Here is an 11407-nt window from a genome sequence, read left to right on the forward strand (position 1 = left end):
GTCGGTCAGTCGCCGCGGTAGATACAGCCGGAGGTGCAGGTCTCGCGGATCTCCACGGCGCGGAGCGAGGGCAGCGTCGGGGCGAGCCGTGCCCAGATCCAGCGGCAGAGGTTTTCACTGGTGGGGTTTTCCAGTCCCTCGATATCGTTCAGGTAGTAGTGGTCCAGGCGGTCGATGACCGGCCTGATCACGGCCTTGAGATCCGCGAAGTCCATGACCCAGCCACTGGGTTCCGGGGCGTCGCCGCTAACGGTTACCCGCAACTGATAAGAATGGCCGTGCAGCCGTGCACACTTGTGTCCCTCGGGGACATTCGGCAGCCGGTGTGCGGCCTCAAAGTGAAAGTCCTTGTAGATGTCCATGCTGCTCCGTCGCTGCTGGCCGCGGACCGGGGTGGCCCGGCGGGCATTGTAGCGCGCCGTTCCCGCCCCCGCGATGCTGCCGCAGACGGCGCCGCAAAGGCTGAGATGACCTGTCCGCCGGTACGCCCCTGACCCCGTCCCGGCGCCCGGGGCAGGGCGTTCCACGCCGCCCGCCGATAATTTCCGCCCAGGCAATTGACAGCGTCTGCGCGATCCCTATAATGCGCGGTCTTGGCTACGGGTGGTTAGCTCAGCTGGGAGAGCATCTGCCTTACAAGCAGAGGGTCGGCGGTTCGATCCCGTCACCACCCACCACTTTTGCTGATCAGCAAAAGCGTGCCAAGCCTACCGGGGAGCGGTAGTTCAGTTGGTTAGAATACCGGCCTGTCACGCCGGGGGTCGCGGGTTCGAGTCCCGTCCGCTCCGCCATTTCACGGCTTTAAGTCGTTGAATATGATCAATATTTCGGCTCTACCCCATTAACGGGGGATGACCGGTTCTCACTAAACCCGATTGATAATGCCAGCGGAACGCCGCACCGCCCATCCACAATGGGTTAAGACGCGCAGTCGGTAGTTCTGAAAGTTCCTGAAGCCATAGGCTCTCCTCGTCATCATCTCCATCTTCGTGTGGAAGCCCTCGGTGGGCCCGTTGCTCTTGCTTGTGCGCCACATCATGACGATGGGCTCAAGCCATGAGGTCAGGGTCCTGGCCAGCCGGCGGAGCGGGCTCTGGCGCCGCTGATTGATGAGGTCGAGCAGCTCCGTGAGCATCTGTCGGACCTCTTTCTTCCTGAGGTTCTTGAGCAGCAACAGGCGGTAGATGGCCACGTCAGCCTAGGCTATGATAATTGTCATTCGCGGTTCGTGTTGAGAATCATTGTGCTTTATTTCCTGCGGCAGCTTTACGCGCAGTTCCTCCACGCATCGCGCAATCTTCTCCCTATCATCCTGGTGGTGCTGTTTTTTCAACTTGCAGTCTTTCGCACGCTGCCGCCGGAGCCGCTCAGCCTCTGCCTTGGTCTCCTGATTGTCGCCGCTGGCATCGCACTGTTTCTCCAGGGCCTTGAGCTGAGTATTTTTCCCGTGGGGAAAAGTCTCGCCAACCAGTTTGCCCGGCGCGGCTCGCTCTCGTTGCTGCTCGCCTTCGGTTTTTGCCTCGGCTTTGCCGCGGTCGTGGCGGAGCCGGCCCTCATTGCTGTTGCGCAGAAGGCAGAGCTGATCAGCGAGGGGCGCATCAGCGGTATTACCTTGCGCATGATTGTCGCACTCTCCGTCGGAGCGGTCATCGCAATTGGTATTCTGCGGATTGTGTATGGCTGGCCGATCCATTGGCTGATGATCGGCGGCTATAGCGTTGTGCTGGGGGTCACCGGGTTCGCTCCGGCAGAGATCGTCGGTCTGGCCTATGACTCCGGAGGCGTCACCACCAACATTGTCACGGTGCCGCTGATTGCGGCCCTTGGGCTGGGCCTGGCGAACTCTATTGCCGGCCGTAACCCGCTGCGTGATGGTTTCGGCCTGGTTGCTCTCGCCGTGATGGTGCCCATGATCAGTGTTCAGCTGTATGGCATCTGGGTGTACAACCTGTCCGGAGCGGAGGTCGTCCAGCTTGCCGGGGGCGAGAGCCGGCAGGTGTCCCTGGCCCTGCGGATGCTGCTTGATCTTGCCGCTATGCTCCGTGACATCCTGCCTATCATTCTTGTCGTACTTGTTTTTCAGTGCCTTATCCTGCGCAAGGCAGTCGCCAACGCCGTTCGTGTCGGTCTCGGTTTTCTGCTGGTGCTTTTCGGGCTCTACGCCTTTGTCGTGGGGCTCAAGCTGGGTCTCTTCCCCGTTGGCACGCTGATGGCCGAGCAGCTGATCGAGAGCAACCAGAAGCCGCTGATTCTGCTCTTTGCTTTTATGATCGGCTTTGCAACCACCATGGCGGAGCCGGCATTGATTGCCATCGGCGACCAGGCAGAGGAGGCCGCGCCGGGGAAGCTCCAGGGCAGTGCGATCCGTCTGGTTGTGGCCGCGGGTGTGGCTGTCGGCATCGGTGTCGGCGTGTTTCGTATCATCGAGGGGCACTCGATCCACGTCTACATCATGAGCGCCTACCTCGTGGTCCTCGTTCTGACCTTCCTCTCGCCGCGGTACCTCACGGCGCTTGCCTTTGACCTCGGGGGTGTTACAACCTCTGAGGTGACGGTGCCGCTGATTACCGCGCTCGGCATCGGGCTTGCCAACTCGATTGACGGACGGAGCGCTCTGCTCGACGGCTTCGGGTTGATAGCTTTCGCCTCCATCTTCCCCATCATTTCTGTGATGCTTTATGCGCTCTGTGTAGCGGCGCTAGCGAAAAACAGGAGATCAGACCGATGAAGTTCTGTGCCGTAGTGGTGGTCGCCCCCGACGATCTGGAGCAGGCGGCGCTGGATGCTGCCCAGCAGGCGGGTGCCTCCGGCATCACAATTGTCGGCGGGCGCGGTATCGGCAATACAAACCGCAAGACCTTTCTCGGCCTCACCTTCGAGGGCAGCCAGACCGTGCTGCTCATGGTCGTGGCCAGGCAGCTCTCGCAGCCTATTCTTAAGGCCGTGCGCGGTGTCCTGGTGCACGAGGGCGATTCCCGGGGTATCGCTTTCAGCGTGGGCATTGAGCATCTCACCGGCATCGAGCTGTCGCAGGTGATGAAATTTGAACAACACATGCACGACCTGGACGAGGAGAACTAGCTCATGGCGGCAAAGCTTGTCAGGGATGTAATGGTTACTGACATCGTGACGATCTCGCCCTTCAGCACCTTGCGCGACGCGCTGACGTTGATGAGGGAGCGCGGTGTGAAAAGCCTCGTTGTGGAGCGCCACGACGAGCACGATGCCTATGGCATTCTTACTTACACGCACATCCTGAAGACGATTATTGCCGAAGAGGGCGATATCGACCTGATTAACGTCTATGACGTGAGCGCCAAGCCGGCGCTGAGCGTCCACCCGAGCCTGGCGACCAAGCACGTGGCAAAGTTGATGTACGGACAAAATATCAAGCGCGTGCTGGTTACCGAGAACAACACCGCGGTCGGAATTGTGACCACCAACGACCTGGTTCGCGAGGTTCTCCGGCTGATGGAATAGCACGGTCACCGTGGGCTGCCTGGGCTCCCGCAGGCCGCGGGAAAGCGCTTGCAGTCTGTCTGCCTCGGTTGCCGGGGCATCATAGCTGCGTTGACAGCTTCAGGCGGTCTTGGGAGAGTGCCCCCGGCCGGGCGGGTCGGGCCGCCCGGCGTTGCCGATGCACAGGGGTGGCCATGACGACGAGCGAACAGGGTGAGGATGCGGCTGGCGGGGAGCGGCGGGTCGCGCTCTGTCATTATCATATCTTCAAGAACAGCGGCACCTCCTTCGACGAATTGCTCGCGGAAAACTTCCCCGGTGAGCCGGTGGCCTTCGACGGTCCTTACCCCTTTTCGGTGTTCGTGCAGGATGAGTTGCTCAAAGTCATCCGAAATCATCCGAAGGCCACGGCGTTCACCTCCCACCAGGTCCGCCTGCCCGTGCCGGCGGCCCTCGATATCGAGGTTCTGCCGGTCGTGTTCCTGCGCCACCCGCTGCTTCGTGTGCGCTCGGTCTACGAGTACCTGCGCCGCCGGGAGCGCGGCAGTGGCCTGCGGCGGCTGTTCCGCTTCGCCGTGCGCTCCACCTATACCTCGCGGGACGAGGAGCGTGCCAGCGAGCTGTCCTTCCCTGACTGGGTGCGTGAGGCGCTGGATGGACAGCGGCCCATCGGCAATCTTTCCAATGCGCAGACGCAGCTTCTCGGGGGTGTTTACGGTCGGCGCTCCCTGATGCGGGTACGCCCGGCCGCTGCAGGCGGCGTCGAGGCTGATCTGGCCCAGGCGCTGCGTAACCTTGCCGCCGTGGAGCTCCTGGCGAGGACCGAGTACTACCAGCAGGATGTGGCCAGCTTCAGCGACCGGCTCGCTGCACGTGGTATCGCCTTCAGCTACCGGGAGCGGCGCCCGGCGAATACCACGGCGCGGGACCTCGACAAGCCCCTCAGCGAGCGCCTGGAGCGGATGTCCGAGAGCCTCGGTGATGAACTCTACGAGCGGCTCGCGGCGGTGAACCGCGACGACCTCGCCCTTTATCGCCGGGTCTGCGAGCGGCTGGATGGCGCGGTGCCGGACGCTGTGGCCTGAGCGGCGATGCGTTAGAATACCGGGCTCTGTCACCCTATCCACCACAGGAGCCAGCATGGGCGACTCCGCACGTATCCCGGTCGTCAATATCGCCAGCGGCGAAAAATACACCAATGACCGCGGCATGCGCGTCATCAAGGACGGAGTGAAGGCCAGCGCCGGCGGCAGCCAGCGCCTGCCCAAGCCGCCGTGGCTGCGCACGCGGGTCCAGCAGGGCGCAACTTTCGAGAAGGTGCGCGGCATCGTTCACGAACATCGCCTGGCGACGGTCTGTGAGGAGGCCAAGTGCCCGAACATGGGCGAATGCTGGAGCGCCGGTACGGCCACGATCATGCTCATGGGTGACGTCTGCACCCGCGCCTGCCGCTTCTGTGCCGTCAACACCGGCAATCCCCGCGGCTGGCTTGATCCCGAGGAGCCAGCTAACACCGCGCGCTCCGTCGAGCTCATGGGCCTCAGGTACGTGGTGCTGACGTCTGTGAATCGCGACGACCTCCCGGACGGCGGCGCCGGCCACTATGCGGCCTGTGTCCAGCGCGTGAAGGCGGTAAATCCCGACACGGCCGTAGAGGCGCTGACGCCGGACTTTCTCGGCAAGCTGGAGGATGTCGAGACGGTGGTGGACTCGGGCATCGAGGTCTTCGCCCAGAATGTTGAGACAGTGCGCCGGTTGACGCACCCGGTGCGCGACAGCCGCGCCGGCTACGACCAGACCCTCGCCGTGCTCGCGCACGCCAAGGCGCACCGGCCGGACGTGCTCACCAAGACCAGCCTGATGCTCGGCCTCGGCGAGACGGAGGAGGAGATCATCGAGGCGCTGGATGACCTGCGCGCGGCGAAGGTGGATATCGTTACTTTCGGTCAGTACCTGCAGCCGACGGCGCACCACTACCCCATCGACCGCTGGGTGACGCCCGACGAGTTTGCGCGTTACCGCGAATGGGGACTTGAGCGCGGTTTCCTGGAGGTGGTCTCCGGGGTCTTTGTGCGCTCCAGCTATCGCGCAGAGCAGGTGCTGGAAAAGAACAACGTCGGGCTCTGAGAGTCGGCGCGACGGCCATGGGCGGCCGCCGGCTGCGGCGTTATACTGCCGGGCCACCCCGCGCAGGAAAGCGTGCATGGCAGCTCAGTTCCACCGCGTCGGCCTCGTCGGACGCAGTCGCCAGGAGGGCCTGCAGGAGCTCCTCGATGAGCTCCTGGACCTCCTTGGCGAGCGCGTCGGTGAGGTCATGCTCGAGGACCGCCTCGGCGCCGTCGCCACCCGCGACTGCCCGCTGCTGACCCGGGACGAGATCGGCGAGCGCGCCGATCTCGTTATCGTGCTCGGCGGTGACGGCAGTCTTCTGTCTGCCGCCCGCACCATGGCCCGCTTCGAAACGCCGGTGCTGGGTATCAACCGCGGCCGCCTCGGTTTCCTTACGGATATCAGCCCCGACGAAGTCACCGAGCTGGTGCCGGCGGTGCTCGATGGGCGCTATGAGCGGGAAGAGCGCTTTCTCCTGGATGTGAACGTCGAGCGCGAGGGCAGGATCGTGGCCCGGGCCGATGCGCTCAACGATGTCGTGCTGAATTCCGGGACCTCGGCGCAGATGATCGAGTTCGAGCTCTCCATCGATGGCGAGTTCGTTTATCGCCAACGGGCGGACGGACTGATCATCTCGACGCCCACGGGGTCCACGGCCTATTCGCTCTCAGGGGGTGGGCCGATCATGCACCCGTCCCTCGATGCCATCGTCCTTGTTCCCATGTTCCCGCATACGCTGAGCAGCCGGCCCATCGTGGTCAAGGGTGACAGCGTGATCCGCCTCGATGTGCTCGAGCGCAACCGGATCCATCCGCCGGTGACCTGCGATGGGCAGGTGAACATGACCGCCCGGCCCGGGGATGCGGTGGTACTGCGCAAGAAGCCACATCGTCTGACGCTCCTGCATCCACTGGGGCACAGCTTCTATGCCAGCTGCCGGGACAAGCTCCGCTGGGGCAGCGCGCTGGTTAACTGACGTGCAGGAACTGCTCAACGCGTTGCGCCCGTTCCCGATCACGGCCGGGTTGCTGCTTTGTTCTTTCCTCGGCTTTTCGCTGGTCTACTTCAATGCGCCGGTGAGCTGGATCGCCGCCCTGACCTTTACGCCCTTCGAACTGACCCGGGCGGGGCCGGTGTTCGGCGAACCGGGAGTGCAGCCCTGGCGCCTGGTGACGCCGGCCTTTCTGCACTTCGGTTGGCTGCACATCGCTTTCAACGCCCTCTGGACCTGGGAGTTCGGGCGGCGCATCGAGGCGCGTGTGGGAAGCCTGTCCACCCTCGGGCTGTTCCTGGCTGTGGCCATTGTGTCCAACGCTGCGCAGTATCTGTTTGGTGGGCCGGGCCTCTTCGGTGGCATGTCCGGCGTGGTCTATGGTTTTCTGGGCTTTGCCGTGGTGGGAGAGCGGCTCAACCCGCGCTGGGCCCTCGGGCTGCCCCCCGGCGTGGTCGTTTTCATGCTGGGCTGGCTCGTGGCCTGTGTCCTCGGCGTGGTCGAAGTGCTCGGCTTCGGTGCCATCGCCAACGCAGCGCATATCGGCGGGCTTGCCGCCGGAGCCGTTCTCGCCGTGCCCCTGGCCTTTCTCGAGCGGTACCGCCGGCGGTTATAATGGCCGTTTTGCCGGGCAGTACTTCCATGGACTATGAGCAACTCCTCGACAGCCTGACGCCGGAGCTTTATCAGCGCCTCAAGGAGGCCGTTGAAACGGGCCGCTGGCCTGACGGCCGGGCGGTGACGCCTGAGCAGCGCGAGCACTGCCTGCAGGCGGTCATCACCTGGGGTGAGCGCCACCTGCCGCCGGAGGAGCGTGTGGGCTATATCGACCGGGGCCGCAAGAGTGTGCCCGGCGAGAGCGGCCCCCGGCCCTTGCGCTGGGCCGACGACGAGGGCCCGGCGTGAGCGTCCTCGGCAGCGGCGGTGTACGCAAAATGCGCACGGCGCTCGATGAGCCGGTCAGCTATACGCTGCCCCTCGGTGACGGGGAGGTGGCCATGAATCCGTTGCTTGGGCAGGTTGTGCACCTTGCCTATAGCGGCGAGATCCGCTGTATCCACTGTGACCGCAAGACCAGCAAGAGCTTCAACCAGGGTTACTGTTATCCCTGCTTCAAGCGCCTCGCGCGCTGCGACAGCTGTATCGTCAGCCCCGAGAAATGCCATTTCCACGAGGGCACCTGCCGGGAGCCCGAGTGGGGCCTGGCCAACTGCATGATCGACCATATCGTCTATCTGTCGCACACCTCGGGGCTCAAGGTGGGCATCACCCGGGGCAGTCAGGTGCCGACGCGGTGGATCGATCAGGGGGCGACCCAGGCTCTGCCGCTTTACCGCGTTGCCTCGCGCCTGCACTCGGGGCTCCTCGAGGTGGCGCTCGCCCGGGAAATCGGCGATCGCACCCAGTGGCAGGCCATGCTCAAGGGTGATGGTGAACCACAGGACTTGCATGCGGCGGCCGGCGCGCTCCTCGAGCGCTGCGCCGATGGTGTGCAGGCACTGCTCCAGGAACACGGCCTGCAGGCGCTAACACGCCTCACGGATGCCGAGGTCACAACAATCCGCTTTCCCGTGCTCGAATACCCGGTGAAGGTGAAATCCTTCAACCTCGACAAGACGCCGCGCGTTGGCGGGACGCTCCTCGGTATCAAGGGGCAGTACCTGATCTTCGACAGCGGCGTCATCAACCTGCGCAAGTACGGGGGCTATCAGCTCACCCTGGAAACCGCCACGGAGGTTTGACCATGCGCGATGCGCAGCCCCGCTCGATCCGGCTCGCCGACTACCGGCCGCCGATGTTTCTTATTCCGCGGACGGCTCTGCACTTCGAGCTCTACGAGGACTTCACGCTGGTACACGCGACCCTCGGGCTGGTGCGCAATCCGGCCAGTGACGAGCGCGGGCCGCTGCGCCTGGCCGGCGAAGGGCTCGAGCTGCGCGAACTCCTGATCGACGGCGAGGCGCCGGTCGCCAGCCGCTGGCGCTGCGACGCAGAGGGGCTGGAGCTCGACGATCCGCCGGAGGCTTTCGAACTGTGCACGACCGTGCGCATCGATCCGCGCGCGAACACGGCGCTGGAGGGGCTGTACCTGTCCCGGGGGATGTTCTGTACGCAGTGTGAAGCCGAGGGTTTCCGGCGCATCAGCTATTTTCTCGACCGGCCGGACGTGATGTCGGTGTACTCGGTCACCATCGACGCAGACCGCCGGCGCTATCCGGTGCTTCTGTCCAACGGCAACAGGACGTCGCAGCGGGCACTCGACGACGGCCGCCACCGGGTGGTCTGGGAGGACCCTTTTCCGAAGCCGAGCTACCTGTTCGCCCTGGTCGCCGGTGACCTCGCCTGTATCGAGGATCGATTCCGCACCCGTGGCGGTCGCGATGTCGCCCTGCGCATTTACGTTGAAGAAAAGGACCTCGCCAAGGGTGACCACGCCATGGCGTCCCTGAAGCATGCCATGCGCTGGGATGAGGAGCGCTATGGGCGGGAATACGACCTCGATGTCTTCAACATCGTCGCTGTGGATGACTTCAATATGGGGGCCATGGAGAACAAGGGCCTCAATATCTTCAACACGAGCTGCGTGCTTGCCTGCCCGGCGACCACCACCGACGCCGGCTTTCAGCGGGTTGAGGCCATCGTCGCCCACGAGTACTTCCACAACTGGTCCGGCAACCGGGTCACCTGCCGGGACTGGTTCCAGCTCAGCCTCAAGGAGGGTTTCACGGTCTTTCGCGACGCGGAGTTCTCCGCCGACCTGGGCTCGCGGGATCTGAAGCGCATCGAGGATGCGACGCTGTTGCGCACCGCCCAGTTTGCCGAAGACGCCGGCCCGCTGGCGCACCCGGTGCGCCCGGACAGCTATATCGAGATCAACAACTTCTACACGCTCACGGTTTATGAGAAGGGCGCTGAGGTGGTGCGCATGCTGCACACGCTTCTCGGTGAGGAGGGCTTCCGCGCAGGCAGCGATCTCTACTTCGAGCGCCACGACGGCCAGGCGGTGACCTGTGATGATTTTATTGCAGCCATGGCGGATGCCAACGACACCGACCTGGGCACCTTCAAGCGCTGGTACGGTCAGGCCGGTACGCCCGAGCTGACAGTCGAGGACGCCTGGGACAAAGACTCCGGCGCCTACACGCTCACGGTGCGCCAGCAGACGCCGGCGACGCCCGGACAGCCCGGGAAAGCACCCCTGGTCATCCCGTTGGCCCTCGGGCTTCTGGGCGATGCGGGGAATCTGCGTCTTACCCTCGAAGGGGAGACGCCGGACGGTGAGCAGGCGGACAACACGCATCGCGTGCTGGTGCTCGAAGAGCCGGAGCAGTCCTTCACGTTCACCGGCTTGCCGGAGCGTCCTGTGCCGGCGTTGCTGCGCGGCTTCTCTGCGCCGGTGCGCCTGAGCTATCCCTACCGTCGCGAGCAGCTGCGCACACTGATGACGCGGGACGACGACGGGTTTGTCCGCTGGGACGCGGGGCAGCAGCTTATGGTGGCAGCCCTGGGTGATGTGCAGGCGGCCCGGGCCGCCGGGACCACGCCGGCCCTTGACCCGCTGCTGGCGGAGGCCTGTGCCGCACTCCTGGATCCGGCGACCCCCGACCCCGCGGTAGCCGCGGCGATGCTGGCGCTCCCGGGGGAAAGCACTCTGGTGGAGCTCGCTGCCCATGCGGGCGGTGCCGATATCGACGCCATCCACGACGCGCGCGAGTGGCTGCGCGCGGCCCTGGGAGAGGCGCTGGAGGACGTTTTGGTCCGCTGCGTGCGCCGGCATCCGCCGGCCGCTGCTTACGCGCCGGTGGGGGAACAGATCGGCCCCCGGAGCCTGCGCAATACCTGCCTCGGCTACCTGGCCACGCGCGGCGACACGGGCCTCGTCCTGGCCCGGGCGCAGCTCGCGGAGGCCGACAATCTTACCGATCGGCTCGCCGCGCTGCGGGTCCTCGCTCAGGCTGGCGATGCGACGGAGCGCGAGACGGCGCTGGAAGGTTTCTATGCAGCCTGGCAGCACGAGGCACTGGTGGTGAACCACTGGCTGCAGCTGCAGGCGACCCTGGATCTGCCGGACGCCGTGGAGCGCGTGACGGCGCTCATGGAGCATCCGGCCTTCGACCTCGGCAATCCGAACAAGGTACGGTCCCTGGTGGGCGCCTTTGCCGGCGCCAACCTGGTCCACTTCCATCGCGCTGACGGCGCGGGCTACGGGCTCCTCGGTGGCGTGGTGGAAGCGCTGAATGCGCGCAACCCGCAGATTGCCGCAAGGCTCCTCACGCCGCTGACCAAGTGGCGCACGGTACCGGTACGGGTCGAGGCCATGCGCGCCGAGCTGTCGCGGCTCGCTGCGCTGCCGGCCCTGTCACCCGATGTCTATGAAGTGGTGAGCAAAAGCCTGGAGAGTCAGGAGCCTCAGCCGGTCGGGTAGAGTGGCGGCAAGGCGCTGTCCTCGTCGGCGGTGCCGCTTCCCGCACCGTGACGTCGCCGGGTCATCCGGGCGGCTGCATCGAGCGCCGCCGGGTCCCAGAGGTCGGCGCCCCGGCCGTAGAGCGCTGCATCCAGGGCTGCCAGTGCGGCGGCCAGCTCCTCGCCCCCCAGCGCTCGCGCCTGCGCCAGCAGCGCGCTGTTTTTTTGTGCCCCGGGCAAGGTCCGCAGCCACACGGCGAGCTGACGACGGCTCGCGGCCGGATCTCCCCCGGCGAGGGCGCTGCGCAGGGCCTTCCAGGCCCGGGGCTCCCCGACATCGGCTACGGCGGGCAGCTCCGGGGGGGAGCGCGCCAGTCTGCGGCTTCGCCACCAGAGGACCCCGGTGAGCAGCCAGCCCGCCGCGCAGGCCCCGGCGATCCAGCG

13 protein-coding genes and 2 tRNA genes are annotated in these 11407 nt (G+C 65.1%); 12 read left to right on the forward strand and 3 right to left on the reverse strand.

Annotation, left to right across the window (positions count from 1 at the left end; translation table 11 throughout):
- Window positions 1-5: 5 nt before the first annotated feature.
- Window positions 6-362 (reverse strand): 6-carboxytetrahydropterin synthase QueD, encoded by a 357-nt coding sequence (gene queD, locus HRUBRA_RS03030; protein WP_035514415.1) that lies wholly within the window; start codon window positions 360-362, stop codon window positions 6-8.
- A 239-nt stretch (window positions 363-601) separates the two neighbouring features.
- Here queD and HRUBRA_RS03035 point away from each other — a divergent pair.
- Window positions 602-677 (forward strand) — tRNA-Val (locus HRUBRA_RS03035).
- A gap of 37 nt (window positions 678-714) precedes the next feature.
- Window positions 715-791: transfer RNA gene (locus HRUBRA_RS03040), tRNA-Asp, on the forward strand.
- Between the two features lie 74 nt (window positions 792-865).
- Here the strand turns inward: HRUBRA_RS03040 and HRUBRA_RS03045 are convergent.
- Window positions 866-1192, reverse strand: a complete 327-nt coding sequence (locus tag HRUBRA_RS03045) for a transposase (protein ID WP_084592413.1) — start codon at window positions 1190-1192, stop codon at window positions 866-868.
- A 51-nt stretch (window positions 1193-1243) separates the two neighbouring features.
- Here HRUBRA_RS03045 and HRUBRA_RS03050 point away from each other — a divergent pair, with 51 nt between their 5' ends.
- From HRUBRA_RS03050 to pepN, 10 genes are all read left to right on the forward strand, one after another.
- Window positions 1244-2728, forward strand: coding sequence for a DUF1538 domain-containing protein (locus HRUBRA_RS03050; protein ID WP_035514418.1), 1485 nt, complete (start codon window positions 1244-1246; stop codon window positions 2726-2728).
- Window positions 2725-3081 carry a P-II family nitrogen regulator gene (locus HRUBRA_RS03055; protein WP_035514419.1) on the forward strand — a complete coding sequence of 119 codons (357 nt, stop codon included), beginning with the start codon at window positions 2725-2727 and terminating at the stop codon, window positions 3079-3081. Before HRUBRA_RS03050 ends, HRUBRA_RS03055 begins: the two co-directional genes overlap by 4 nt.
- 3 nt (window positions 3082-3084) lie before the next feature.
- Window positions 3085-3480, forward strand: coding sequence for a CBS domain-containing protein (locus tag HRUBRA_RS03060; protein ID WP_035514420.1), 396 nt, complete (start codon window positions 3085-3087; stop codon window positions 3478-3480).
- A gap of 173 nt (window positions 3481-3653) precedes the next feature.
- Entirely contained in the window at window positions 3654-4544 is an 891-nt protein-coding gene (locus tag HRUBRA_RS03065; protein WP_035514423.1) for a hypothetical protein, read from the forward strand.
- Between the two features lie 55 nt (window positions 4545-4599).
- Window positions 4600-5586: a lipoyl synthase gene (gene lipA / locus HRUBRA_RS03070; RefSeq protein ID WP_035514424.1), complete on the forward strand. Its 987-nt coding sequence runs from the start codon at window positions 4600-4602 to the stop codon at window positions 5584-5586.
- A 76-nt stretch (window positions 5587-5662) separates the two neighbouring features.
- On the forward strand, window positions 5663-6544 hold the full coding sequence (locus tag HRUBRA_RS03075; protein ID WP_035514426.1) for an NAD(+) kinase: 882 nt from the start codon (window positions 5663-5665) through the stop codon (window positions 6542-6544).
- A gap of 1 nt (window position 6545) precedes the next feature.
- Window positions 6546-7175, forward strand: coding sequence for a rhomboid family intramembrane serine protease (locus HRUBRA_RS03080; protein ID WP_236629767.1), 630 nt, complete (start codon window positions 6546-6548; stop codon window positions 7173-7175).
- 26 nt (window positions 7176-7201) lie between these two features.
- Entirely contained in the window at window positions 7202-7465 is a 264-nt protein-coding gene (locus tag HRUBRA_RS03085; RefSeq protein WP_035514477.1) for a YeaC family protein, read from the forward strand.
- Window positions 7462-8301 (forward strand): DUF2797 domain-containing protein, encoded by an 840-nt coding sequence (locus HRUBRA_RS03090; protein WP_322786715.1) that lies wholly within the window; start codon window positions 7462-7464, stop codon window positions 8299-8301. The genes HRUBRA_RS03085 and HRUBRA_RS03090 overlap by 4 nt, the downstream gene beginning before the upstream one ends.
- Window positions 8302-8303: 2 nt before the next feature.
- Window positions 8304-10985: an aminopeptidase N gene (pepN, locus tag HRUBRA_RS03095; protein ID WP_035514429.1), complete on the forward strand. Its 2682-nt coding sequence runs from the start codon at window positions 8304-8306 to the stop codon at window positions 10983-10985.
- On the opposite strand, the gene HRUBRA_RS15355 is transcribed toward pepN, so the two are convergent.
- A partial coding sequence (locus tag HRUBRA_RS15355; RefSeq protein ID WP_035514432.1) for a BatD family protein occupies window positions 10970-11407 on the reverse strand: 438 nt, incomplete at its 5' end. The two genes, pepN and HRUBRA_RS15355, sit on opposite strands and share 16 nt — an antisense overlap.

The organism is Pseudohaliea rubra DSM 19751, assembly GCF_000764025.1.
Taxonomy (GTDB): domain Bacteria; phylum Pseudomonadota; class Gammaproteobacteria; order Pseudomonadales; family Halieaceae; genus Pseudohaliea; species Pseudohaliea rubra.

Excerpts from the sequence above, each read along its gene's own strand:
- queD (WP_035514415.1), bottom strand. The coding sequence starts at position 362 with ATGGACATCTACAAGGACTTTCACTTTGAGGCCGCACACCGGCTGCCG.
- lipA (WP_035514424.1), top strand. The coding sequence starts at position 4,600 with ATGGGCGACTCCGCACGTATCCCGGTCGTCAATATCGCCAGCGGCGAA.
- HRUBRA_RS03075 (WP_035514426.1), top strand. The coding sequence starts at position 5,663 with ATGGCAGCTCAGTTCCACCGCGTCGGCCTCGTCGGACGCAGTCGCCAG.
- HRUBRA_RS03060 (WP_035514420.1), top strand. The coding sequence starts at position 3,085 with ATGGCGGCAAAGCTTGTCAGGGATGTAATGGTTACTGACATCGTGACG.
- HRUBRA_RS03055 (WP_035514419.1), top strand. The coding sequence starts at position 2,725 with ATGAAGTTCTGTGCCGTAGTGGTGGTCGCCCCCGACGATCTGGAGCAG.
- HRUBRA_RS03065 (WP_035514423.1), top strand. The coding sequence starts at position 3,654 with ATGACGACGAGCGAACAGGGTGAGGATGCGGCTGGCGGGGAGCGGCGG.
- pepN (WP_035514429.1), top strand. The coding sequence starts at position 8,304 with ATGCGCGATGCGCAGCCCCGCTCGATCCGGCTCGCCGACTACCGGCCG.
- HRUBRA_RS03085 (WP_035514477.1), top strand. The coding sequence starts at position 7,202 with ATGGACTATGAGCAACTCCTCGACAGCCTGACGCCGGAGCTTTATCAG.